The organism is Burkholderia sp. AU30280, from assembly GCF_020420125.1.
GTDB lineage: Bacteria > Pseudomonadota > Gammaproteobacteria > Burkholderiales > Burkholderiaceae > Burkholderia.
Window position 1 is genome coordinate 251,341 of sequence record NZ_JAIZRY010000005.1, and the last position, 22,995, is coordinate 274,335.

Consider the following 22,995-nt stretch of genomic DNA (forward strand, 5'->3'; position numbering starts at 1 on the left):
ATTCTTCTCGTAGGCTGACGCACGTGCAGATGAGTACATGGAGGACCCCGTTAGTGGACGGTGTCCGTGAATTCTATCCTTTTCCGGCCATCGCACGGAGCAAGAGAGAGCAGTGTGAAAACTGAAGAGAGGGTTGCACTAGATCCCGTCGATGGATTGCCCGCCATGGTAGTTGGGCGCTGGGTTACAGACGAGAAGCATCGAATAGTCAAGCGATACATCGACGCATGCTGGGCCGCGCGGCAGAAGTTCACGAGTCAACGGACGTACATCGATTTGTTCGCTGGAACTGGCCGCGTGAAAATCAAGCATACACAGACGTTCCTCGATGGCGGCCCCCTTGCCGCCTGGCGCATTGCGCAACACCGACGGGGCGCGTTTTCGGATTTTTTTGTCGCAGACGCGAATGCCGAATACCTTGCTGCGTGCAACAAGCGATTGTCGAGTCTGGGCGCACCGGTGAGGTCGGTGGTGGGGCGAGCCAATGAAACAATCGACTGGGTGATGCCACAACTGTCCAAAAGCGGGTTTCACCTTGCCATGCTGGATCCGTTCAACGCCGGGCACCTGCACTATTCCATTATCGAGAGGCTTGCATCGATGCCTACTATCGACATAGTCGTGCATTTGAGCACCGGGGATATTCAACGAAACATCGCTTCAGGATTGGAGTCAGAAGAATCGTCGTTGGATAGCTTCGCTCCGGGATGGCGGCACGTTGTGTCGAGGCAGAGTTCCAAACAAGAGATGCGCCACGCATTCATCTCGCATTGGAGGCGATTGATCGAGATGACTGGAATGAAAGTGTGCGACACGATGTATCCCGTTAGGAATAGCAAGGAGTCGACAATGTACTGGCTATGCCTTTTGTCACGACATCCTCTAGCAGAGAAACTGTGGCGCGCCGCATGCCAATTTGAGTCCCGAGATCTATTCTAGCGCGACAGTTTATGCTCGCCGGGCGGGGCGGGCGTCTATGCGGGATGGCTATCGTGCTCACAATCCCGCGGCTGCCAGCAGTTCGGATGGGCGACACGACAGTGCTGTGGAAATCTTCACCAGATTGAGCAGGGTGACGTTCCGTTCACCGCGCTCGATTTTGCCCATGTGGCTTCTGTCGATGCTTGCGAGATGAGCAAGAGATTCTTGTGAGATATCGAGCTCCAGCCGGCGCGCACGAATCGTCCTCCCCACTTGCTTGAGGTGCGCCTCCGTGTCGTTTCGGCCGGATACCCTTTCCATGGAGATATGGTCGAGGTATCATCTTTTTATGGCCACGGCATTTACGACCCATTCTTGCGCCGTGGATTGAGGAATGACACGAGGGCTAAGTGGGCGACCGCGCTCACATCCTCGTCAAGCGACAATGAAGTAAGGAGTGGTGATGCGTGGCAACGGCGCGCTGTCGGATGTGCGATCTGTGGTTGGCGATGTAGTCAACGGGCTCGTCGACATCTCGGAGATGCTTGCGCGGTGCGAGGACGGGAACACGGACGTGTCGCGCGGGCATCTCGAGATGATCGAGCGAACGTTCTTGAGTGGATCCGTCGATGTTTGGTACGGGGGTAGGTATGTGTCGATACCGTTCCGTCGCCTTTCCGAATGGTTCCGAGACCCCGTCGTGATCGGCGCGTCGCGCTATCAGGTTACGGAGGATGCATTTCGGCGGTGGATCGATTGTGATCACGAACACGGCGTAGGGCAGATATTTCTGCCGTGCAGTCACGCCGGATGTAGACAGCGTCGCATGCTGACCTTTTACGACCCAGTCGAGATGGAGCAAATGGAGCACCGCGTCGCGTCCGAGACTTGGTATTGCCATCACCATCGGGTGTTGGCGTGGGAGTCGTCCAAGTCGCTGAGCGATGACCACGTGGATCTGCTGCGGCGCGTGTATCGCGCTCCTGGACTCAATCGGGAGCAACTGAAAAGCCTGAAGCGTGACACGGACTTTCTGACATCGATTGGACTGCTGGCGTCGGCCTCTCCGGCAGGCGGCAATCGACGGAGCTATGCATTTCACCTGACTGCCCAGGGGGAGAGCGTAGTTTGTGCGCGGGAGCAGTAATCTATGGAAAGCGCCAATGCACGATGACTCGGCCGATTATCCACGGTGTACGTGACGATTCCGAGAGCATCTTCGCGTCGTGAGAGCGGCGGTGGAGATCTCGGGAAATCGCCGGATCGCGCTTGACTGGTATCAACATGAGCCGCTATCGGAATTCAATGGCAGAACCGTGGAAGACCTAGTTGCCGATGGTCGATCTGAGGCGGTGCTTGTGTACCTTGGATGGATAGCGGCCGGGCCAACCGGATAGTCGGTGTACGCCACTAGATGCAACTGAGGTGATGTGTACATGCCTATCGTAAAAGCAACCGGCAGCGCGGGCTCGGTTCCGTCGGATTCTCGCTTGGAAAACATCTCGCCGGCGATCATCGAAATGCTGGCCGCTCAGGTTCGGCAGATGGTCGCAGAATCAGGAAACCCCTGCGACGTTGATGCTCGGTCGTGGCTCCACGAATGGCTTCATTCACGAGTACCCGCTCTCGGCGGGCGACGTCCGATTGACCATCTCGATACCCCCGAAAATATAGATCTGATTTCCAGAATGCTCGCGAGCGCCCAATCCGGTGCCTACTGGTAATGGTTGCGGGTCTGGCTGGTTAAAAAGCGGGGCGAGGGCTAGGTACAAATTTATGCAAAATTTGGGAACAAATTTATGCAAACAGACGCCGCCGTGCGAACGTTGCGCACGCATCTACGTAATTCTACGTAGTTCCGCATACGTAGTTATCCGCTTGTAAGCTGCCCCCGTCGCACGGAATACTACGGCCCATCGCCACGGCCTTTGCGAGGCCGCGGCGCGACGCATCGACGTCACGCGTGTGCGGCCACTTCGCCGCATGCCATCAAAACCACATTGGAGACCAGGAGACGCCATGAATCGGGCTTCCAGTACCCTGCTCTGGATCGCGGTCGCGCTGCTCGGCGCGTTCGCGTTCGGCACGATCGCACTCGCACACGGCGAGCGCGTCAGTGCCCTCTGGATCGTGATCGCCGCAGTCTGCGTGTATCTGATCGCGTATCGCTTCTACAGCCGTTTCATCGCCAGCAAGGTGATGCAGCTCGACGGGCTGCGGATGACGCCGGCCGTCAAGTACAACGACGGCCTCGACTACGTGCCGACCAACAAGTACGTGCTGTTCGGCCATCACTTCGCCGCGATCGCCGGCGCGGGGCCGCTCGTCGGGCCCGTGCTCGCCGCGCAGATGGGCTACACGCCCGGCATGCTGTGGATCCTGGCCGGCGTCGTGTTCGCCGGCGCGGTGCAGGACTTCATCGTGCTGTTCATCTCGACGCGCCGCGACGGCCGCTCGCTCGGCGACCTCGTCAAGATGGAGCTCGGCACGGTGCCCGGCGTGATCGCGCTGTTCGGCGCGTTCCTGATCATGGTGATCATCCTCGCGGTGCTCGCGCTGATCGTCGTGAAGGCGCTCACCAATTCGCCGTGGGGCACGTTCACCGTCGCCGCGACGATTCCGATCGCGCTGTTCATGGGCGTCTATACGCGCTACATCCGCCCGGGCCGCATCGGCGAAGTGTCGATCATCGGCTTCGTGCTGCTGATGGCGTCGATCGCGTTCGGCCAGCACGTGCACGATTCGCCGACGCTCGCCGCATGGTTCACGTTCACGGGCACGCAGCTCACGTGGATCCTGATCGGCTACGGCTTCGTCGCATCGGTGCTGCCGGTGTGGCTGCTGCTCGCGCCGCGCGATTACCTGTCGACGTTCCTGAAGATCGGCACGATCCTCGGCCTCGCGATCGGCATCCTGGTCGTCGCGCCGGAACTGAAGATGCCCGCGCTGACGAAGTTCGTCGACGGCACGGGCCCGGTGTGGTCGGGCAACCTGTTCCCGTTCCTGTTCATCACGATCGCGTGCGGCGCCGTGTCGGGCTTCCACGCACTGATCTCGTCGGGCACGACGCCGAAGCTGATCGACAACGAAACCAACGCGCGCTTCATCGGTTACGGCGCGATGCTGATGGAATCGTTCGTCGCGATCATGGCGCTGGTCGCCGCGTGCGTGATCGAGCCGGGCATCTACTTCGCGATGAACGCACCGGCCGCCGTGCTCGGCTCGACGCCGGAAGCAGTGGCCAACACGGTCACGCAATGGGGCTTCGTGCTGACGCCCGACATGCTGACGCAGACCGCGAAGGCCGTCGGCGAAACGACGATCATCGCGCGCGCGGGCGGCGCGCCGACGCTGGCCGTCGGCATGGCGCACATCCTGCACCAGGTGATCGGCGGCGAAGCGATGATGGCGTTCTGGTATCACTTCGCGATCCTGTTCGAGGCGCTGTTCATCCTGACGGCCGTCGACGCCGGCACGCGCGCGGGCCGCTTCATGCTGCAGGACCTGCTCGGCACGTTCCACCCGGCGCTCAAGCGCACCGAGTCGCTGCCCGCGAACCTGGTCGCCACCGCGCTGTGCGTGGCCGCGTGGGGCTACTTCCTGTACCAGGGCGTGGTCGATCCGCTCGGCGGCATCAACACGCTGTGGCCGCTGTTCGGCATCTCGAACCAGATGCTCGCCGCGATCGCGCTGGTGCTCGGCACCGTCGTGCTGTTCAAGATGAAGCGCGAGCGCTATGCGTGGGTGACGATCGTGCCGACCGTGTGGCTGCTGATCTGCACGCTGACCGCCGGCTGGCAGAAGATTTTCGACGCGAACCCGAAGGTCAGCTTCCTCGCGCACGCCGCGAAGCTGCAGGCCGCGGTGGACGAGGGCAAGGTGCTCGCGCCGGCGAAGTCGATCGCGCAGATGAAGCGGATCATCTTCAACGACTACATCGATGCGGCGCTGGCGGGCCTGTTCATCTTCGTCGTGGTGAGCATCGCGGTGTACGGCGTGATCGCCGTGCTGCGCGCGCGCCGCGAGTCGAAGCCGACCGTGCGCGAGACGCCGTACGAAGCGATGCCGGCCGCGCAGGCGCTCGGCAGCGGACGTTAAGGGGAGGCCGCGATGTTCAGCGATCTTGGCGGCGACCTGCGGAGCGCGGGGCGTTACCTCGGGCAGGCGTTGCGGCTGATGGTCGGCCTGCCCGACTACGACACCTACGTCGCGCACATGCGCGCCACCCATCCGGACCGCGAGCCGATGACGTACGAGGAATTTTTCCGCGAGCGTCAGAATGCGCGGTACGGGTCGGGGGCAGGAAAGTGTTGCTGAGCCCGTTCGTCGAAATGGACCGATGATTCGGGCCTGTCATCGAAACAGAAGCGCCGCGACGGATGTCGCGGCGTTTTTTTTCGTGGGCGGGCCGGCGGCGCGCGTGCCGTTTGCCCGGGCGCAGCACGGCAAACTTCGGCCGCCGGTATCATAGGGGCTTCTTTTTTCCCCGATGGACCCCCGCAGGAGAACACGTCGTGCATGTCGGTGAGCGTTTCAACAGCATTTCCCATCTCGTCGGCGCGGTGCTGTCGGTGGCGGGTCTCGTGGCGCTCGTGACGATGGGCGCGCTCGAAGGCGATCCGTACAAGGTCGTGAGCTTCAGCGTGTACGGCGCGATGCTGATCCTGCTCTATGCGATTTCGACGCTGTACCACAGCGTGCGCAATCCGCGCCTGAAAGCGATCCTGCAGAAGTGCGACCACTCGGCGATCTACCTGCTGATCGCCGGCAGCTACACGCCGTTTACGCTGGTCACGCTGCGCGGCCCGTGGGGCTGGTCGCTGTTCGGCGTGAGCTGGGGGCTGGCCGTGTTCGGCATCGTGCAGGAACTGACGCTCGGGCGGCGCACGCGCCTGCTGTCGATGATCCTGTACGTGGCGATGGGCTGGCTCGCGCTCGTCGCGGTGCGTCCGCTGATCCATGCGTTGCCGCCGGTCGGTACCGCGTGGCTCGTGGCCGGCGGCTTGATCTACAGCGCGGGGATCTACTTCTTCATCAACGACGAGCGTATTCGCCACGGGCACGGTATCTGGCACCTGTTCGTGCTGGCCGGAAGCCTGTGCCAGTTCGTCAGTGTCGCGATGTATGTCGCGTGAGCGGCGTGCCGCACTGATCCCGACGCGATGAGCCGCCGCGCGGCTGCCTCGGCATGCGCTAGCGGCCCGTGGCGGTTTGCAGCGGCGCGGCCGGTTCGCCGGTTGCCGGTGTCGGCCGCGCCGTGATCCACCACGTCGTCGCGGCGAGGCCCGACAATCCGATCGCGATGCCGAGCGCCACCCGCATCGCCGCCGGAAACGGCTGCAGCGTCGCGATGCACGCACCGAAGATCGCCACGCCGAGCGCCGATCCACTCTGGCGCGCCGCGTTCAGCGCAGCCGCCGCCACGCCGGCGCGATGCCGTTCGACCGTCCCGAGCGCGGGCGATGTCGCGGCCGGCGAGATGAATCCCGATGCAAAGCCGATCGCGAGCATCGGCGCGACGGCGAGCCACGCGGGCGTCGCCGCACTCAAGCCCGTCATGCCGAGCGCGCCGGCCGCATAGAGCGCGAACGCCGCACACATCGAGCCGCGTGCGCCGAAGCGCGCGGCAAGCCTGCCAGAACACAGTCCGCCGAGCGCGACCGTCGCGGTCATCGGCAGGAACGCGAGCCCCGTGTCGAGCGGGCTCGCGCCGCGGATCTGCCGATAGAACAGGCTGAGCACGAACAGCAGCCCGTAGAACACGAACGCCGACGCCATCGACACGAACGTCGATCCGGCGAACAGCCGGTTGCGGAAGAACGCGAGCGGCAGCATCGGTTCGCGGCGCCGCGCTTCGATCGCGATGAACGCGCTCCATGCGACGACGCTCGTGATCGCGCCACCGACGATCGGCACCGAGCGCCAGCCGAGCGACGGGCCTTCGATCAGCGTGCCGATCAGCGCCGCGATCGCGACGATGGCCGTGGCCTGGCCGCCCCAGTCGAACTGCCGCGATCCGTCGCCGGCGGCGCGCGCGACCGTGCGGCCGAGCCAGATGCCGGCAAGCCCGAGCGGCAGGTTCACGAAGAAGAGGCTGCGCCACCCGAACAGATGGATCAGCAGGCCGCCGATCAGCGGGCCCGACGCCATCGCGATACCGCCGCAGCCCATCCACAGGCTGATCGCCGAGGCGCGCGCGGTCGGTTCGGGGAATGCGCGGTTGAGCAGCGCCAGCGAGCAGGGCACCAGCATCGCGCTGCCGACGCCTTGTAATGCGCGGGCGATCGCGAGCGCCGGAAGGGTCGGCGCGACGCCGCACAGCGCCGACGCGGCGACGAATACCGCGAGCCCCGCGATATAGACGTCGCGATCGCCGAGCCGGTCGCCGAGCGTGCCGCCCGTCATCAGCAGGCTCGCGAACGCGAGCGTGTATGCGTTCACGATCCACTGCAGGCCGGCCACGCGGCTGCCGAAGGTGTGGGCGATGTCGGTGAGTGCGACGTTGACGATGGACGCGTCGAGCAGCACGAGCGTGTAGCTCACGCAGGTCGCGGCGAGCACGCGGCGGGCCGCGGCGCGGTTCGGCGCGGCGGCCGTCATGCGCGTTCGGGCGCCGGCGTGGCGGCGCGCAGCGCGAGAAAGCCGACCCATCCCCAGTACACGCGATGATGCGCGATCAGCCCGTCGCGCAGATCCATCACCTCGACGAGATCGACCTGGTCGCCGTCCGGCGTGGCGCGCGGATATTCCCACGTGAGCTGGCGGCCGTTCGAGAGGAACAGCCCGGTGCGGTACCAGCGCCCGAGCCGGTTGCCCGGATTGCGCAGGCCCGCCGCGAAGAATGCGCCGATCGCGGCCTTGCCGTGCAGCACGCCGGAGCCGTGATCGGGCAGCGTGACGACGATCAGCGGCGTTTCGAGCACCGCGTCGTCGGCATACAGCGACATCAGCGCATCGACGTCGTGCGCGACGACGGCCGCGTGCCAGCTTTCATAAATATGCCGGGCATCGGCGTTGGCGTGTGACATGGCAGGTTCCGGAAGCATCGATAACGGAACCCACTGTATGGGCGCGCCGCCGCGAGACGTTTCACGTCGGCCCGAAACGTGGATGTCGCCTGCGGGGCAGGTGCCCGCGCGCCGGCCCTTATCCGGCCAGCGCGTCGAGATTCAGCACATACGATTTCCCGATCCACACCGCGCAATCGCGATGGTCGCGCAGTTCGTCGTTCGTATTCGGATGCAGGAAGATATCGAGCGCGCCGTGGTTCAGCACGAGCCACGGCACGATGTCGTCGAAGCGTGCGGCGTCGAACGCGATCTGGTACGACCAGGCCGGGTGCGGGCCGACGAGGCGTTCGTGAAAGCGGCCGAGTTCGATGACCGCGCCGAACCGCTCGTCGACGACCTGGCGAAATGCCCAGGCCGCGTCGCGGCTGGCCGCATCGAAATAGACGTGTGCGTGCCAACTGTGGATGGCGGTGGTGTCGAGGGCAGCCATGGAAGGACTCGATAAAAATGGGCGTGCATGAGGTGCCGTGCGAAACGGCCGATGCGTGATTATCGCGCGTCCTTGCCGTGCGCGTCGTGTCGCTATCCGGCAATCCGGATGCGATGACTTGTCCTGAGTCACGAGAATCGTTCGATTCGATCGGGCCGGGGTTTGGAATAGCCGGTATCCGCACGCGCGATATCACGCCGGAAGCCTTGCCGGCAGGTGCACGAGCCGCGATCGCACCGGCAACACGTCATTTCGGAAATTGAAAAAGCGCTGCGTGCGCCGCTTCGGATCGTCTGAACAGACGCGATCAGGGCGTTGAATGAAATAAAGAAATTCCTGTTTGGCGGGATTCGCGCATGACGCGGTTTGCGCACCGGATTTCGAAGCCGAAAATATCAATTGCGGAATCGGCTATTCAAGCGGAATGCAGCGCGACATACGATGGTTTCAACGCATCGTCTAACCCGATCGATGCGGGGACAACCAACTGGAGGCCACTATGCGATCCCTCGTTCCCGTTGCCGTACTTTCCTGCGCACTCGTTGCGCTGCCCGCCGTCAGCCTTGCGCAGCCGGTCGCGCCGGACGGCGCACCGAATGCCGCCGTGTCGACCTGGTCCGCCGCGCGTGCCGAAACCGACGCGCAACTGATGCAGATGACGCGCGCCGGCTATCGCGCGACGTCGGCCGGCAACCAGAACTATCCGCTCGCGATGCAGCGTGCGCTCGAACGTGTCCACAATCCGGTACCGGACCGGTCGCGCGAAGAGCGGGCCGAGATGGAAGCGCGCGTCGCGCGCGACGTGCAGGGCGGCCATCCGGTCAAGGCGTTCTTCGTGAAGACCGCGTACTACCTGAAGGGCGAGAACACGTTCTGATGCGGGAGACGAGCATGGCTTGCACGATCGGATCTGCCGACGTCGTGCGCGCATCCACGCGGCACCGGCTGCCGGACGCGCGAGCGACGCAGCGGCGCGAGGCTGGGCACGGCGCGCGGCGTCGTGCGAAGCACCCGCGCCATGCGCGCCGTGACGCCGTTGCGTGCCGCATCGCATGGCCGGCCGTCGCGGCGGCCGATGCGCTGGCAAGCGGGGGCCAGTCATGAAGGGCGCCCGGAAGAAGCGTCGTCACGTGCCGCTGACCCGCGAGTGGCTGCTGCCGCTGCCGCCCGTGCATGCGCGCGACATCTCGCTGAAATGCCACATGGCGCTCGTCGCGCTGCGCGGCGGGCATGGCAACGAGGCGCTGCTGATGCGCTTGCGCACGAGCGTCTACCTGGTGTTTCTGGCGCTCGACGATGCGGTGAGCGCGGACGCGGACATCGACCTGTGCGTCGACGCGGAGCGTGCGCTCGATGCGGGCACGGCGCGTGCGGCGCAAAGCGGCGCATGGACGCTGCGCGACGACGAATGCGAGGTACTCGAGCATGTGCTCGCGGCGAACGACACGTGCGTCGCGACGCTCACGCGGCATCGGCTGGCCGAGCTGTGGGAGCACGTCTGCACGTTCGTGTCGAGCGGCCAGCCGGCGCTCGTCGCGAGCGCGGCGGAGAAGATGCGCAGGCATGCGGTCGAATCGACGGCCGCGTAGCGTCGCACCGGTTTCGCAGGGAGGATGGAGGAGACAGGGCCGGCCGCACCGGCGTGGCTGCGGTAATCGCGCGGCTTCGGCTTCGGCTTCGACGATCGCACGGGCCGTCGCGGCCATGCGGTGACGGCGAAACGCGACGCAAAACCACGGCCCAAAACAAAAGGTTCAACGCGGAATTCCGGGGAACGCGGCGCGGATCTTGAGGAAGAAATACTCCTCGTCGCGATAGCCGTAGGCCCTGCGCTTGATGACCTTGATGGTGTTGTTGATGCCTTCGACAACGCTGGTATTGAGCGGATGGCGGCAGCGGGTCACGATTCCGTGCCAGTAGCCCTGCAAGCGCTCGGCGAACTTTTGCAGGGCGGCAATCCCGCTTTGCTGGGCCTGTTCGAACCATTGCCCCCAAGCCTTGTCTGCCCAGGCTGGCTTTCTGTAGAACCAGAGCCGTTTGAGCTCGTCGCGTAGCACGTAGACGCATAACAGCGACTGATTGGCGGCCAGCAACTCCCTCAACTGCACTGCCTGTTCTGGCTTCAGATTGTGCCGGTTGCGCAGTAACAGCCAGCGGCTGGACTTCAGAACCTTCCTGGCCGGCTTGTCATGTCGAAGTTGATTGGCCTGATCCACACGTACCCGGTCGATCACTTCGCGGCCGTACTTGGCCACGACGTGGTACAGGTCAAAGACGATTTCCGCTTGCGGGCAGTGCTCCTTGATCTCCAGCTCATAGGCCGTGGTCATGTCGATGGCGACCGCTTCGATGCGCTCGGCAACGCCTTCGGGCAACTGTTCGAAGAAGGTTCGAGCCGTTTCGCGCGAGCGTCCAGGTCCCACCCAGAGCACTTGTCGGCCGATCGGATCGACTACCACCGTGGCGTAGCGGTGGCCTTTATGCAGCGCAAACTCGTCCATCGCCAGATAGCGAATCGTCGACCAGTCCGGCTCGGCCACGCGCGCCCGTAGGCGCATCTTGTCGATCGCTTTGACCGTGTGCCAGCCCAGATCGTAGAAGGCCGCCACCGCCTGCACGCTGGCAGCCTGTAGCAGCTTCTCGCACGCCTTGGCGAAGCGCTCCGTCACTCGTTGGTAGCGGCCCAGCCATGCAAGCTTCTCCAGTCGCGGGCCACCGCAGCGTTCACACCAGACCCGGCGACGAGGCACATGCAACACCACCCGGTATTCGAACAGCGGCAGATCACGCACTCGGCGAACCGTCGTCTCGTGGATCTGCTGGCAGCGTGCACCGCATTGCTCGCAGTACATGACCTTGCTGACCGGCTTCAGATACAGCGATAGCGTGCGGCCTTCGCCTTCCGGCCATTCCACACGCTCTAACCGATAACCCGTCCAGCAACCCAGTGCCTGAAGCGCCTTGCGATCGAGCAATTCTTCCTCCTGACCTCCTTAAAGTCAGGCGTCAGGTTACGCAATCGCTCTCAAACCCTCCACGATTTTCCGCGATGAACCAAACAAAAGCGCCACGGAGCGGACTCCGTGGCGCTTCATTTTTTCCCGCCGCCGCGGAGGCATGGCCCCCGCGCGGCGAAATGCGCTTAAGCGGCGGCTGCCGGCTTCGCCGGCTTTTGCAGCTTGCCCTTGCCGGCGCGCTGGATTTCCTCGAGCTTGATCTCGACGTGACGCGAGAACACGTACTCGGCCGGACGCTGCTTGTCGATCGGAATGTCCGGAGCGAACGGGCCGTCGGTCTTGATGCCCTTGCGGCTCACGGCGAACGCCTTCAGCGGATGCGCCATCGTGTCCATCACGGCGGTCGCTTCGAAGCCGCAGTGGACCATGCAGTCCGCGCACTTCTCGTAGTTGCCGACGCCGTAGTTGTCCCAGTTCGTGTCTTCCATCAGTTCCTTGAAGGTCTTCACGTAACCTTCGCCGACCAGGTAGCACGGCTTCTGCCAGCCGAACACCGTACGCGCCGGGTTGCCCCACGGCGTGCACTTGTACGTCTGGTTGCCGGCCAGGAAGTCGAGGAACAGCGACGACTGGCTGAACGACCAGCGCTTGCCGCCTTCGCCGCGCTTCAGGATTTCGCGGAACAGGTTCTTCGTCTTGTCGCGGTTCAGGAAGTGCTGCTGATCCGGCGCGCGCTCGTACGCGTAGCCCGGCGACACGGTGATGCCGTCGACGCCGATCGGCTTGAGCGTGTCGAAGAACTTCGCGACGCGCTCGGGGATCGCATCGTTGAACAGCGTGCAGTTGATGTTCACGCGGAAGCCGCGGCGCTTCGCTTCCTTGATGGCCGCGACCGCCTTGTCGTACACGCCTTCCTGCGACACCGAGTGGTCGTGCATCTGCGCGTCGCCGTCGAGGTGGACCGACCAGACGAAGTACGGGCTCGGCTGGTAGTCGTCCATCTTCTTTTCCATCAGCAGCGCGTTCGTGCAGAGGTAGACGAACTTCTTGCGCTTCATGATGCCGCGGACGATTTCCGGCATGTCCTTGTGCAGCAGCGGCTCGCCGCCTGCGATCGACACGATCGGCGCGCCGCACTCGTCGACCGCTTCCAGGCATTCCTGGACGGACAGGCGCTGGTTCAGGATGGGGTCCGGGTAATCGATCTTGCCGCAGCCGTTGCACGCGAGGTTGCAGCGGAACAGCGGCTCGAGCATCAGCGCGAGCGGATAGCGTTTGTTGCCGGACAGGTGTTGGCGCGTGATGTACGCGCCGACGCGGACTTGCTGGAGCAGCGGAATAGACAAGAGATGTCCTCCTTAAACTTCGCGGGCGACGGCTTGCGTGAGCTTCGCCGGCAGCTTGAATTCGACTTTTTCCTCTCGGCCCGCCATCGTCGTGACGTCGACGGGACCCAGCGCGCGCAGCGCGCCGATTACATCTTCGACCATCTCCTCGGGCGCGGACGCCCCGGCGGTCAGGCCCACGGTCTTCGCATTCGCGAACCATTCGGCCTTTACTTCCGAACCGTCGGCGACGAGGTAGCTCGGCACACCGCTTTCGGTGCCGATCTCGCGCAGGCGGTTCGAGTTCGAACTGTTCGTCGCACCGACCACGAGCAGCACGTCGACCTGCTCGCTCAGCTCGCGCACGGCGGCCTGGCGATTTTGCGTCGCGTAGCAGATGTCGCGCGTGTCCGGGCCGACGAGGTCGGTGAACCGGCGCTGCAGCGCCTCGATGATGCCGCGCGTATCGTCGACCGACAGCGTGGTTTGCGTGATGTACGCAACCGGCGTATCGACAGGCAGCGTCAGCGTATCGACTTCGGCTTCGCTCTGCACGAGGATCACCTCGGCCGGAATCTGGCCGATCGTACCCTCGACTTCCGGGTGGCCCGCATGGCCGATCAGGATCAGCCGGCGGCCCGCCGCGACATATTGGCGACCCTGCACGTGCACTTTCGTGACGAGCGGGCAGGTGGCGTCGAGCACGTCGAGCCCGCGCGTTTGCGCGTCGAGCTCGACCGTCTGGGCGACACCGTGCGCGCTGAAGATCGCGACAGCGCCGTGGGGCACCTCGTCGAGTTCCTCAACGAATCGTGCCCCTTTATTACGCAGATTTTCGACGACATGCCGGTTATGCACGATCTCATGACGCACATAGACCGGCGCACCGTGCTGTTGCAGCGCGCGATCGACGATCTCGATCGCACGGACAACCCCCGCACAAAAGCCGCGAGGCTGGGCAAGGATGACTCGCATAGGTGAGCGAACTCCGACGACAGACGCCGGGGTTCGAGGAGCTGGCACTCGCTCGCTCGCCCCGGCTTGATGTTATGAAGGCAGGAACGAACCGGCCGGCCAGGCCCCGGAACCCCGAATTAATCGCGCATTTTAACCTCATCGGCAAGTCCTTGCTTCGGTGCTGTATCCGGCGTGTTGCATTTGCGGGAGAGCCGCGTCGGCGCTGGCGCGCGCGGAACCCAGTAAACTATGCCGTTTCGCGGGCAGCCGCTCCGGCTGCCTGGCGTCGCGCTCATTTCAAGGCCATTCGATGACCGTCGATTCTTACGCGTATTGCCCGGCCGCCCGTGCGGTTTCGGGTGTTTTGTTCCTGACCCCGATTGATTGTGCCGATGCCGGCGCCCGACAGGAGGCGTGCCGATGATGCTGGTGCTCGCTTTCCTGGTGTCCGGCCTGTCGCTGATGATCTGGATCGTGCTGCTCGTCGCGCGCGGCGGTTTCTGGCGCGCGGTGCCCGCGCGGCCGCTGCCGCCCGAGGCGCGCGGCGCCGCGGCCGAGGCCGGCTGGCCGGCCGTCGTCGCGGTCGTGCCGGCACGCAACGAGGCCGACGTGATCGCCCGGGCGGCGACTTCGCTGCTCGAGCAGGATTACCCGGGCGATTTTCATCTGATCATTGTCGATGACCACAGCGACGACGGTACCGCCGACGCGGCCCGGGCGGCCGCGCTCGCGATCAACCGCGCCGACCGGCTGACGGTGCTGGCCGCGAAGCCGCTGCCGGCCGGCTGGTCGGGCAAGGTGTGGGCGCAGTCGCAGGGGATCGCCGCGGTGCAGACGCTCGGCCTGGCGGCCGACTACCTGTTGCTGACGGATGCCGACATCGGCCACCCGCCCGACGCGGTCGCGCAACTCGTCACGCGCGCGCAGGCCGAGCACCGCGATCTCGTCTCGCTGATGGTGCGGCTGCGCTGCGATTCGTTCTGGGAAAAGGCGCTGATCCCGGCGTTCGTGTTCTTCTTCGCGAAGCTCTACCCGTTCTCGTGGATCAACAATCCGCGCAACCGGACAGCCGGCGCCGCGGGCGGCTGCATGCTCGTCAAGCGTACGGCGCTCGAGGAAGCGGGCGGCATCGAGTCGATCCGCGGCGCGCTGATCGACGACTGCAGCCTCGCCGCGCAGATCAAGCATCGCGGCGAAGGCCGCCATCCGATCCGGCTCGACCTGGCCGACCGCAGCGTATCGCTGCGCCCGTACGACAGCTGGCGCGACATCTGGAACATGATCGCGCGCACGGCGTTCACGCAGCTGCACTATTCGCCGCTGCTGCTGGCCGGCACGTTGCTCGGGATGACGATCATCTATCTCGTGCCGCCCGCAGCCGCGCTCGCATATGGCGCGCGCGCTTGGCCGGCGTGGCTCGCGTGGGCGTCGATGTGCGCCGCGTATGCGCCGATGCTGCGCTACTACCGGCGCTCGCCGCTGTGGGCGCCGGCGTTGCCGCTCGTCGCGCTGTTCTACGTCGGTGCGACGTTCGCGTCCGCGTGGCGTTACTGGCGCGGCAAGGGCGGCCAGTGGAAAGCGCGCGTGCAGGCGCCGGTGGATCGCTGAGCGTTGCCCGGGAGGCGTGCCTCCCGCCAGCCGGAAAGCAAACAGCCCGATCGGTGGAAACCGGTCGGGCTGTTTCGTTTTCGGCGGTGCGGCCTGCCGGTGCCTAGCGCTGCGTCAGCATCATGTACATCTGGACCACGACGTCCGGCGAGAACGTGAACGGCACCCAGCCGTAGCCCGTGTGGCGGGCCACCAGCAGGCGGTCGCCGTTCGTCTGCTTCTGCACGGCCATCATCGGGTTCTTCGTCGTCACGAAGCGCCAGCCGGCCGGGATGCCGGGCGGCGGCTCCGGCTGCATCGACGCGCGCGCATGCGCGAGTTCCTCGATCAACTGCCCCAACTGCTCCGGATGCAGCGTGATCGATTCGCCGTTGATGGTCAGCGTGAGTTCGTTCTGCGACGGACGCGACACGTGCAGCGTCGATTTGTCGGACGGGGCCGGGGTGGTGGCCGCGTCGGCTTCGCTTTCAACCGCCGTTTCGGCTTGCGCCGTCGCGACGATGGCCGCTTCGGCATCGGCCGTCGAATCCACCGTTTCGGCCGCCGCCGCCGGCGCGATCACGGCCGGTTCCGCGGCCGGCGCGTCGGCCGGTGCAGGTTCGACGACTTCGGCTGCCACGGCCGGGGCGGCGACCGCGTGGGTCGCGGCTTCCTTGACGACGGCCTCGACCAGCGCCTCGGCGTCGGCGACGGCCTTCGCATGGTGCTGCGCAGCCGCTTCGGCTTGTGCGATCGCTTCGGTATGACGCTGCGCGACGGCCTCGGCCTGCGCGGCGGCGTCGGCGTGGCGCCGCGCGGCCGCCTCGGCTTGTGCGATCGCTTCGGCATGGCGTTGCGTGACGGCTTCGGCCTCGGCGGTCGCGTCGGCATGACGCTGTGCGGCGGCCTGCGTTTCCGCGATCGCCTGCATGTGCTGCTGCGCGAGCGCTTCGGCTTCCGCGATCGCAGCCTTGTGGCGCTGCGCGGCGGCTTCGGCTTCGGCGATCGCGGCCGTGTGACGCTGCGTGGCCGCTTCGGCTTCGGCAGTCGCCTGCGCGTGACGCTTCGCGGCGGCCTCGGCTTCGGCGGTCGCGGCCGCATGGCGCTGCGCGGCCGCTTCGGCTTCGGTCGCGGCGGCGTGATGGCGTTGCGCGGCGGCTTCGGCTTCGGCGATCGCCGCTGCGTGACGTTGCGATGCGGCTTCGGCATCCGCGTGACGTTGCGCGAGCGCTTCGGTCAGTGCGGTGGCTTCCGTATGGCGCTGCGCGGCGGCTTCGGCCTGCGCGGCGGCATCCGTGTGACGGTGGGCGGCGGCTTCGGCGGCGGCGGTGGCTTCCGCGTGGCGCTGTTGCGCGGCTTCGGCGTCGGCGGCTGCCGCCGTATGGCGTTGTGCGGCGGCCTGCGCTTCGGCTTCCGCGGCGGCGTGACGTTGCGCGGCGGCCTGGGCTTCCGCTGCTGCGGCGCGCGCGAAGGCTTCCGCGCTGCGGGCCGCCTGCTGCGCGGCGTGGTGATCGTGGAGGAGCTGATCGACGCCCACGGTGAGCGAAGCGATCTGATCGTTCAGGTTCATGCGTGTCTTCTCTGCGTAAGACCCGCGATTTTACCCGCTGCGCCGGTGGCGGGCCGCGCGGGACGTGTAACAAAGTGCGCAAAGCGGCGTGAAGCACGCCGCTTTGTGCTACTTCAGGTAGCCTGCGGCGCCGAACCAGTCGAGCGCATCGCGCAGCCCTTCGCGGTACGGGCGCGCACGGTAGCCGAGTTCGCGCTCGGCCTTCGCGGACGTGAAATACATCTTGTTCTTCGACATCCGCAGCCCGTCCACGGTGACGAACGGCTCCTTCTTCGTGAATTTCGCGACCGCTTCGGCGCCGACCGCGAGCGGGTACAGCGGCCAGCGCGGCAGCGCGATCGTCGGCGCCTTGCGGCCCGTCATCTGCGCGATGTCCGCGAGCATCTGCTGCAGCGGCAGGTTCTCGCCGCCGAGGATGTAGCGCTCGCCGATCCGGCCGCGCTCGAGCGCGAGGAAGTGGCCGTGCGCGACGTCGTCGACGTGCACGAGGTTCAGCCCCGTGTCGACGAACGCGGGAATCTTGCCGAGCGCGGCCTCGACGATGATGCGGCCGGTCGGCGTCGGCTTCACGTCGCGCGGGCCGATCGGCGTCGACGGATTGACGATCACGGCCGGCAGCCCTTCGTCGGCGATCATCCGCTCGACCGCGCGTTCCGCGAGCACCTTGCTGCGCTTGTAGACCCCGATCGCCTGCTCGGCCGTGAGCGGCCGGTTTTCGTCGGACGGGTCGCCGGCGCTCGTCACCTTCAGCGTCGCGACGCTGCTCGTGTAGACGATCCGCTCGACGCCTTCCGCGCGCGCCGCGCGCATCGTCGCGACCGCGCCCTCGAGGTTCGCGCGCTCGATCTCGTCGGGATCGGGCGCCCACAGCCGGTAGTCGGCCGCCACGTGCAGCATGTAGCGCACGCCGCGCAGCGCGGCGCGCATCGACGCCTCGTCGCGCATGTCGCCGGTGACGATCTCGGCGTCGAGGTCCGCCACGTTCGTGCGCGGGCTGGTCGGGCGCACGAGCACGCGCACCGCATAGCCTTTCTGCTGCGCAATGCGTGCGACGGCCGAGCCGACGAAACCGGACGCGCCGGTGACGAGAACGAGATCGCGGGAGGTATCAGTCATGCGTTTCCTTCAGGGCCGCGCGCGAGCGGCGCGGCGGTTGAGCACGGGCGAGATTGTACGTGGTCGGCGCGCGCGGCGACGCAAGGCCGCGACGGCGGCGAACAGGCTCCGGCCCGTGTGCGAAGCGGCCGACGCGACTACAATGCCGGGCTTGAATGCAACGGGAGGGCGACGCGATGAGCCGCAATGAACTGGACGAACGGATCGAGACCTACTACGTGCGGGTGCGCGGCGTCGTGCAGGGCGTCGGCTTCCGTCATGCGACGGTGCGCGAGGCGCATGCGCTGAAGCTGCGCGGCTGGGTCGCGAATCTCGAGGACGGCAGCGTCGAGGCGATGATCCAGGGCCCCGGCGCGCAGATCGACCGGATGCTCGCGTGGCTGCGCCACGGGCCGCCGGCCGCGCGCGTGACCGAAGTGACGTTCGAGGAGCGCCAGACCGAACGGCGCTTCGAGCGCTTCCAGCAGCAGTAAGCGGCGCGGAACGATCATGACGGGGTATCCGGAGGCCGGGCGCGGCCTCATGCTGTCGGTGGCGGCGTCGATGCTGTTCGCGCTGATGTCCGCCTACGCGAAACTGCTCGCGCCGCTCACCGGGCTCGACATCTTCGCGTGGCGCGTGTTGTGGACCGCACCGGGCGCGCTCGCGCTGATCGCGCTGCGCGACCGCTTGCCCGCGCTCGTCGACCTCCTTCGGCGCAGCGTGCGCGACCGGCGTCTGCTGCTTGCGCTGCCCGTGAGCGCCGCGCTGCTCGGCGTGCAGTTGTGGCTGTTCCTGTGGGCGCCGCTGCACGGCCGCATGCTCGAAGTGTCGCTCGGCTATTTCCTGCTGCCGCTGACGATGGTGCTCGTCGGCCGTTTCTACTATCACGAACGGCTCGATCCGCTGCAATGGGCGGCGGTCGCGTGTGCCGCGCTCGGCGTCGCGCACGAAGTGTGGGCGACGCGCGCGTTCGCGTGGCCGACGCTCGTCGTCGCGCTCGGCTATCCGCCGTATTTCGTGCTGCGCCGGCGGATCAACGCCGACTCGCTCGCCGCGTTCGCGGTCGAGATCGTGCTGCTGTGCCCGATCGCGTTCGCGATGGTCGTGACGAGCGCGACGCGCGTCGCCGACCATCCGGTGCTGTGGGCTGCGCTGCTGCCGGGCCTCGGCGTGCTCAGCACGCTCGCGCTCGCGAGCTACCTGAAGGCGAGCCGGATGTTGCCGATGGCGCTGTTCGGGATTCTCGGCTACGTCGAACCGGTGCTGCTCGTCGCGGTGTCGCTGCTGCTGCTCGGCGAAACGCTGAGCGTCGCGAAGCTCGCGACGTATGGGCCGATCTGGGTCGCCGTTGCGCTGACCGCGTGGCATAGCGCCATGCTGATGCGGCGCCTGCCGGCGCGCAGATAAACGTCGATCGCGATGCGGCTGCCGCGTGCCATGTGCCGCGTCGTGCATCGCCAACAACTGCACCGCGGCGGTCAGATACATCGATGCTGACCGCAAACTGGCGTTGCGCCGACGCGAGTCTGGCGACGCCGCCTGCTTTGCCCCACAAGGCTCGCGCCCGTAATCGAACAAAAGATTCGGTTGCACTTTGTTACTTAGGGTCTCCCCGGATCGGCCATTAGACTGGCCTCACCGATTTCCCTTCGTATGCAGCCTTTCAATGAACGGTCATCTCCGTGCCCGGCCGGCCGGGTCGGCGCGATGCGGGCATACGCGTATCGCCGCTGATCACGCTCGCCTCCTTCTCCCCGATTCACTTTCCGGTGCGTGCCGCACCGTTGCCGTGCAGGTGCGCTCATGTCGTTGAGTGGACTGCCCGCCACGATCCAGCCGTCGCGCAGCGGCCGCCTGATCGAAGTCGATTTCTTCCGCGGCATCGTGCTGTTGATGATCGTCGTCGATCACATCGGCGCAAGTGTGCTGTCGCGCGTCACGCTGCACGCGTTCGCGCTGTGCGACGCGGCCGAGGTCTTTGTCTTTCTCGGCGGCTTCGCGACCGCGAGCGCCTATGGCGCGATCGCCGAGCGGCACGGCGCACGCGCTGCGCAAAAACGGTTCGTGCGCCGCGCGATGCAGATCTACCGCGCGTTTCTCGCGACCTCGACGCTGATGCTCGTCGTGTCGGCCGTGCTCGACCACTACGGGATCGACGCGCCGAACCTCGCGCTCGACGACGTCAGCGTGATGCTCGCCTCGCCGCTCACGGGCCTCGCCGAGCTGCTGACGTTCCAGCGCCAGCCCTATCTCGCGTCGGTGCTGCCGATGTATGTGCTGTTCGCGCTCGCGTCGCCGGTGCTCGTGCCGTTCGCGCGCCGGCATCCGTGGCTGCTCGTCGCGCTTGGCATCGCGTCGTGGATCGCGGCGGGCTGGCTCGGCCCCGAGCTGCTGGATACCGACGGATTCCGCTGGAGTTTCAATCCGTTCGCATGGCAACTGATGTTCGTCGCCGGCGTGCTCGCGCGCTGCCAGCCGTTCTACCGGCGCATCGCGCTCGGGCGCTGGGGGCCGGCTGCGACCGGGCTCGCTTGCGCGGTCGTGCTCGGCTGCGCGAGCTACAAGCTGTTCTCGGGGCTGCCGCTGCCGGAAGGCGTGTTCAAGCGCGATCTCGCGCTGCCGCGCGTCGTGAGCTTCGCGGCCATCGCGTGGCTGATGGCCGACTGCGTGCGTTTCGGCTGGATCGCGCGGATCGCGCAGGGCGTGCGGCCCGTCGTGGCCGTGGGCCAGCGCGGGCTGATCTGCTTCGTCGCGGGCGCGGCGATCTCGCTCGTCATCGATTCGCTGTTGCATCCGGTCGTGCGGAGCGCCGATCTGCGGCATGTCGGCGTGGGCCTCGTGGCCGACGCGTGCGCGCTCGGGCTGATGATGGCCGTGGCCGGTTCGGGAACGTGGATCGCGCGGTGGCGCAGCGCGGCCGCATGAGCGGCGCGGGAGGCGGCGCGTGCGGCACGGAATGTGCCGCGCGGCGTCAGTGAGGTGAGCCGATACGGGAGCGGGGAACGGCGGTGGCGTCGTCGGATTCGGCGTCGTCGCGTTCGTCGGGCGCCGGATCGTCGCGTTCCGCGAGTACCGCGTCGGCTTCGGCTGCCGCCCGGGCGGCACGCAGTGCGGTGCATCGCTGCGCGTACCGGATGTCCGACAGTATCCTCAGTATCCTCGTGGTCTTGCTTTTCATGATCTTCTCCCGCCAGTGCGCATCGCGGCGGATGCACTGCTTGCAACCAGTGTAGGACGCAATCGCGCAACCGGCGGGAGAATGTGGCGTGCACGCAGCACGCCGAGGGATAGTCCTTACTGAGCCGCGGCGACGCCCTGCGTCTGCAGCGCTTCTTCGCGGCGCTCTTCTGCACAACGCTGGTGCTGACGCGACAGGCGGTTCATCAGCGGCAGAAGCAGCAGCGCGAGCAACATGCCGATCGCGGCGAGCCAGCCGAGCTTCTCGAACAGCGACAGGTACAGCGGCAGCGATTCGGTGGCCGGCAGTTCGTGCGACGGCATCTGCGCGAAGTTCGCGACGACGCTGCCCAGATACTGCGACACACCCGTCGCGACGAAGTACGCACCCATCATGAAGCCGCTCATGCGCGCCGGCACGTAGCGGGCGATCATCGCGAGGCCGAGGCCGCTCACCAGCAGTTCGCCGAGCGAGTAGAGGCCGTAGCCCCACACCATGAACCACGACGACACGCGGCCGTCGACCGCGTAGCGGCCGCTGATCGTGAACACCAGGTAGCCTGCGGCCACTGCGCCGAAGCCGAGCGCGTATTTCGCGGCGACCGGCAGGTCGCGGCCGCCCTTCGCGACGGCGTTGTAGACCCACACGAGCACCGGGCTCAGCAGCATGATCCAGATCGGGTTCAGCGCCTGGAACTGCGCGGCGCTCCACGTGAACAGCGTCGTGCCGAACAGCATGAAGCGCGGATCGACGTTGCGCAGCGCGAACAGCGTCAGCGACGTCGACATCTGCACGTAGAAGATGAAGAACAGGATCACCTGGCCGATCAGCACGAGTGCCGCGATCAGGCCCGCGCGCTCCGAGCGCTCCGACTTCGCGATCATGTATGCGAAGATCGCGAGGATCGCGAACGCTGCCGTCCACACGCTGGCGACTGCGAGCTGCTTGTGCTGCAGCACGTACAGCGTGATCAGCGCGAGCCCGACGCCGCCCAGCGCGACCGCGCCGAGGCGCTTCCAGCGGATCGGCTGCTCGTCCGGCAGCGAGCCGACGTGCGCGAGCGTGCGATGCATCAGCATGAAGTTGAGGATCGCGAGCAGCATGCCGCCGCAGCAGACGGCGAACGCGGCGTGCCAGCCCCAGTGATCCTTGATCCACGGCGTCGCGAGCATCGACACCGTCGAGCCGATGTTGACTGCCATGTAGTAGATCGTGAACGCGCTGTCGATGCGCGCGTCGTCGCCTTCATAGATGCGGCGCACGAGGTTGGCCGCGTTGGCCTTGAACAGGCCGTTGCCGACGACGATCACGCCGAGCGACGCGTACATGTACGTCAGCTGATCGTTCGGTACCGACAGCATCAGGTAGCCGGTGCACAGCACGGCCGCGCCGATGATCATCGTGCGGCGGGCGCCGAGCACCTTGTCGCCGATCCAGCCGCCGATCGACGGCGCAGCATAGACGAGTGCGGTGAACGCACCCCAGGTCAGGTTCGCATGGCTGTCGGTGAAACCGAGCCGGTCGACCATGAAGAGGACCAGGAGCGCGGCCATGCCGTAGTAGCCGAAGCGCTCCCACATTTCGATGAGGAAGACCGTCGTGAACGATCGGGTTTGTGAAACAGGTGGTTGCATCATCAATCTCGTTTGAAACGGACGGCACGGATCGCGCGTCGTCTGGGGGTCGAACTGGCGCCGGTGCACAATGGGCCGGGTAGGCTTCGTGCTGGCGATGGAACAGTCGGGCGGTTAGCCCGGGCCGGGGTCTGACTCCGCCTGGTGTGGCGGGGAGGGGCCCCGACCGGCGCGCGCATGGTAACGGCTGCCGGTCCGGTGCGTCACGTATCTGCCACTTAGGGAAACTCCCAATGCGGCAGCAGCTTTCAGGAACATTCGTCTCATC

The 22,995-nt window shown here is 66.1% G+C and carries 23 protein-coding genes; 12 read left to right on the forward strand and 11 right to left on the reverse strand.

What is annotated here, in order from left to right:
• Positions 1-114: 114 nt before the first annotated feature.
• Positions 115-939, forward strand: a complete 825-nt coding sequence (locus LGN17_RS13955) for a three-Cys-motif partner protein TcmP (protein WP_226197329.1) — start codon at positions 115-117, stop codon at positions 937-939.
• Between the two features lie 57 nt (positions 940-996).
• Here the strand turns inward: LGN17_RS13955 and LGN17_RS13960 are convergent, their stop codons facing one another.
• A complete protein-coding gene (locus LGN17_RS13960; protein ID WP_226197330.1) occupies positions 997-1,242 on the reverse strand; it encodes a helix-turn-helix domain-containing protein in 246 nt (81 codons plus the stop codon).
• 142 nt (positions 1,243-1,384) lie between these two features.
• On the opposite strand from LGN17_RS13960, the gene LGN17_RS13965 reads away from it, so the two are divergent.
• The 5 genes from LGN17_RS13965 to trhA all read left to right on the forward strand — a co-directional run bounded on the left by LGN17_RS13965 (position 1,385) and on the right by trhA (position 6,056).
• On the forward strand, positions 1,385-2,068 hold the full coding sequence (locus LGN17_RS13965; RefSeq protein ID WP_226197331.1) for a hypothetical protein: 684 nt from the start codon (positions 1,385-1,387) through the stop codon (positions 2,066-2,068).
• Positions 2,069-2,357: 289 nt separating this feature from the next.
• A complete protein-coding gene (locus LGN17_RS13970; protein ID WP_226197332.1) occupies positions 2,358-2,645 on the forward strand; it encodes an MbcA/ParS/Xre antitoxin family protein in 288 nt (95 codons plus the stop codon).
• A 295-nt stretch (positions 2,646-2,940) separates the two neighbouring features.
• On the forward strand, positions 2,941-5,019 hold the full coding sequence (locus LGN17_RS13975) for a carbon starvation CstA family protein (protein ID WP_226197333.1): 2,079 nt from the start codon (positions 2,941-2,943) through the stop codon (positions 5,017-5,019).
• Between the two features lie 12 nt (positions 5,020-5,031).
• Positions 5,032-5,238: a YbdD/YjiX family protein gene (locus LGN17_RS13980; protein ID WP_048246131.1), complete on the forward strand. Its 207-nt coding sequence runs from the start codon at positions 5,032-5,034 to the stop codon at positions 5,236-5,238.
• A 197-nt stretch (positions 5,239-5,435) separates the two neighbouring features.
• Entirely contained in the window at positions 5,436-6,056 is a 621-nt protein-coding gene (trhA, locus tag LGN17_RS13985; RefSeq protein WP_175952700.1) for a PAQR family membrane homeostasis protein TrhA, read from the forward strand.
• A gap of 58 nt (positions 6,057-6,114) precedes the next feature.
• Here the strand turns inward: trhA and LGN17_RS13990 are convergent, their stop codons facing one another.
• The 3 genes from LGN17_RS13990 to LGN17_RS14000 all read right to left on the reverse strand — a co-directional run bounded on the left by LGN17_RS13990 (position 6,115) and on the right by LGN17_RS14000 (position 8,421).
• Entirely contained in the window at positions 6,115-7,521 is a 1,407-nt protein-coding gene (locus LGN17_RS13990; protein ID WP_226197334.1) for an MFS transporter, read from the reverse strand.
• Complete coding sequence (locus LGN17_RS13995) at positions 7,518-7,949, reverse strand: nuclear transport factor 2 family protein (RefSeq protein ID WP_226197335.1); 432 nt, start codon at positions 7,947-7,949, stop codon at positions 7,518-7,520. The genes LGN17_RS13990 and LGN17_RS13995 overlap by 4 nt, the downstream gene beginning before the upstream one ends.
• 118 nt (positions 7,950-8,067) lie before the next feature.
• Positions 8,068-8,421, reverse strand: coding sequence for a DOPA 4,5-dioxygenase family protein (locus LGN17_RS14000; RefSeq protein WP_175952697.1), 354 nt, complete (start codon positions 8,419-8,421; stop codon positions 8,068-8,070).
• Between the two features lie 499 nt (positions 8,422-8,920).
• On the opposite strand from LGN17_RS14000, the gene LGN17_RS14005 reads away from it, so the two are divergent.
• The gene (locus LGN17_RS14005) at positions 8,921-9,298 is read left to right on the forward strand and encodes a hypothetical protein (protein ID WP_226197336.1); all 378 of its coding nucleotides are present in this window, start codon (positions 8,921-8,923) and stop codon (positions 9,296-9,298) included.
• 223 nt (positions 9,299-9,521) lie between these two features.
• Positions 9,522-10,010: a hypothetical protein gene (locus tag LGN17_RS14010; protein WP_226197337.1), complete on the forward strand. Its 489-nt coding sequence runs from the start codon at positions 9,522-9,524 to the stop codon at positions 10,008-10,010.
• Between the two features lie 165 nt (positions 10,011-10,175).
• Here the strand turns inward: LGN17_RS14010 and LGN17_RS14015 are convergent, their stop codons facing one another.
• The 3 genes from LGN17_RS14015 to ispH all read right to left on the reverse strand — a co-directional run bounded on the left by LGN17_RS14015 (position 10,176) and on the right by ispH (position 13,678).
• A complete protein-coding gene (locus LGN17_RS14015; RefSeq protein ID WP_226197338.1) occupies positions 10,176-11,396 on the reverse strand; it encodes an ISL3 family transposase in 1,221 nt (406 codons plus the stop codon).
• A 167-nt stretch (positions 11,397-11,563) separates the two neighbouring features.
• On the reverse strand, positions 11,564-12,724 hold the full coding sequence (gene hpnH, locus LGN17_RS14020) for an adenosyl-hopene transferase HpnH (RefSeq protein WP_226197339.1): 1,161 nt from the start codon (positions 12,722-12,724) through the stop codon (positions 11,564-11,566).
• A gap of 12 nt (positions 12,725-12,736) precedes the next feature.
• Entirely contained in the window at positions 12,737-13,678 is a 942-nt protein-coding gene (gene ispH, locus LGN17_RS14025; protein WP_175952693.1) for a 4-hydroxy-3-methylbut-2-enyl diphosphate reductase, read from the reverse strand.
• Positions 13,679-14,080: 402 nt separating this feature from the next.
• Here ispH and LGN17_RS14030 point away from each other — a divergent pair, with 402 nt between their 5' ends.
• Positions 14,081-15,268 carry a glycosyltransferase gene (locus LGN17_RS14030; protein ID WP_226197340.1) on the forward strand — a complete coding sequence of 396 codons (1,188 nt, stop codon included), beginning with the start codon at positions 14,081-14,083 and terminating at the stop codon, positions 15,266-15,268.
• Between the two features lie 103 nt (positions 15,269-15,371).
• On the opposite strand, the gene LGN17_RS14035 is transcribed toward LGN17_RS14030, so the two are convergent.
• Positions 15,372-16,817, reverse strand: coding sequence for a phage tail protein (locus tag LGN17_RS14035; protein WP_226197341.1), 1,446 nt, complete (start codon positions 16,815-16,817; stop codon positions 15,372-15,374).
• Positions 16,818-16,925: 108 nt separating this feature from the next.
• The gene (hpnA, locus tag LGN17_RS14040; protein WP_226197342.1) at positions 16,926-17,933 is read right to left on the reverse strand and encodes a hopanoid-associated sugar epimerase; all 1,008 of its coding nucleotides are present in this window, start codon (positions 17,931-17,933) and stop codon (positions 16,926-16,928) included.
• Between the two features lie 176 nt (positions 17,934-18,109).
• Between hpnA and LGN17_RS14045 the strand changes: the two genes are divergently transcribed.
• The 3 genes from LGN17_RS14045 (at position 18,110) to LGN17_RS14055 (ending at position 20,840) form a co-directional block, all read left to right on the forward strand.
• The gene (locus LGN17_RS14045) at positions 18,110-18,406 is read left to right on the forward strand and encodes an acylphosphatase (protein WP_175952690.1); all 297 of its coding nucleotides are present in this window, start codon (positions 18,110-18,112) and stop codon (positions 18,404-18,406) included.
• Positions 18,407-18,422: 16 nt separating this feature from the next.
• Positions 18,423-19,322 carry an EamA family transporter RarD gene (gene rarD, locus LGN17_RS14050; RefSeq protein ID WP_226197343.1) on the forward strand — a complete coding sequence of 300 codons (900 nt, stop codon included), beginning with the start codon at positions 18,423-18,425 and terminating at the stop codon, positions 19,320-19,322.
• A gap of 396 nt (positions 19,323-19,718) precedes the next feature.
• The gene (locus LGN17_RS14055) at positions 19,719-20,840 is read left to right on the forward strand and encodes an OpgC domain-containing protein (RefSeq protein WP_226197344.1); all 1,122 of its coding nucleotides are present in this window, start codon (positions 19,719-19,721) and stop codon (positions 20,838-20,840) included.
• A gap of 46 nt (positions 20,841-20,886) precedes the next feature.
• Here the strand turns inward: LGN17_RS14055 and LGN17_RS14060 are convergent, their stop codons facing one another.
• A complete protein-coding gene (locus LGN17_RS14060) occupies positions 20,887-21,093 on the reverse strand; it encodes a hypothetical protein (RefSeq protein ID WP_226197345.1) in 207 nt (68 codons plus the stop codon).
• Between the two features lie 116 nt (positions 21,094-21,209).
• The gene (locus LGN17_RS14065; protein ID WP_226197346.1) at positions 21,210-22,730 is read right to left on the reverse strand and encodes a peptide MFS transporter; all 1,521 of its coding nucleotides are present in this window, start codon (positions 22,728-22,730) and stop codon (positions 21,210-21,212) included.
• Positions 22,731-22,995 lie beyond the last annotated feature (265 nt).

Bases quoted from the DNA above. Each gene is read 5' to 3' on its own strand.
- LGN17_RS14060 (WP_226197345.1), bottom strand. From the start codon at position 21,093: ATGAAAAGCAAGACCACGAGGATACTGAGGATACTGTCGGACATCCGG.
- LGN17_RS14030 (WP_226197340.1), top strand. From the start codon at position 14,081: ATGATGCTGGTGCTCGCTTTCCTGGTGTCCGGCCTGTCGCTGATGATC.
- LGN17_RS13975 (WP_226197333.1), top strand. From the start codon at position 2,941: ATGAATCGGGCTTCCAGTACCCTGCTCTGGATCGCGGTCGCGCTGCTC.
- LGN17_RS14005 (WP_226197336.1), top strand. From the start codon at position 8,921: ATGCGATCCCTCGTTCCCGTTGCCGTACTTTCCTGCGCACTCGTTGCG.
- LGN17_RS14045 (WP_175952690.1), top strand. From the start codon at position 18,110: ATGAGCCGCAATGAACTGGACGAACGGATCGAGACCTACTACGTGCGG.
- LGN17_RS13960 (WP_226197330.1), bottom strand. From the start codon at position 1,242: ATGGAAAGGGTATCCGGCCGAAACGACACGGAGGCGCACCTCAAGCAA.
- LGN17_RS14010 (WP_226197337.1), top strand. From the start codon at position 9,522: ATGAAGGGCGCCCGGAAGAAGCGTCGTCACGTGCCGCTGACCCGCGAG.
- LGN17_RS14055 (WP_226197344.1), top strand. From the start codon at position 19,719: ATGTCGTTGAGTGGACTGCCCGCCACGATCCAGCCGTCGCGCAGCGGC.
- LGN17_RS14000 (WP_175952697.1), bottom strand. From the start codon at position 8,421: ATGGCTGCCCTCGACACCACCGCCATCCACAGTTGGCACGCACACGTC.
- LGN17_RS13980 (WP_048246131.1), top strand. From the start codon at position 5,032: ATGTTCAGCGATCTTGGCGGCGACCTGCGGAGCGCGGGGCGTTACCTC.
- ispH (WP_175952693.1), bottom strand. From the start codon at position 13,678: ATGCGAGTCATCCTTGCCCAGCCTCGCGGCTTTTGTGCGGGGGTTGTC.
- LGN17_RS13995 (WP_226197335.1), bottom strand. From the start codon at position 7,949: ATGTCACACGCCAACGCCGATGCCCGGCATATTTATGAAAGCTGGCAC.
- LGN17_RS14065 (WP_226197346.1), bottom strand. From the start codon at position 22,730: ATGATGCAACCACCTGTTTCACAAACCCGATCGTTCACGACGGTCTTC.
- LGN17_RS13990 (WP_226197334.1), bottom strand. From the start codon at position 7,521: ATGACGGCCGCCGCGCCGAACCGCGCCGCGGCCCGCCGCGTGCTCGCC.
- LGN17_RS13970 (WP_226197332.1), top strand. From the start codon at position 2,358: ATGCCTATCGTAAAAGCAACCGGCAGCGCGGGCTCGGTTCCGTCGGAT.
- LGN17_RS14035 (WP_226197341.1), bottom strand. From the start codon at position 16,817: ATGAACCTGAACGATCAGATCGCTTCGCTCACCGTGGGCGTCGATCAG.
- rarD (WP_226197343.1), top strand. From the start codon at position 18,423: ATGACGGGGTATCCGGAGGCCGGGCGCGGCCTCATGCTGTCGGTGGCG.
- hpnA (WP_226197342.1), bottom strand. From the start codon at position 17,933: ATGACTGATACCTCCCGCGATCTCGTTCTCGTCACCGGCGCGTCCGGT.
- LGN17_RS13965 (WP_226197331.1), top strand. From the start codon at position 1,385: ATGCGTGGCAACGGCGCGCTGTCGGATGTGCGATCTGTGGTTGGCGAT.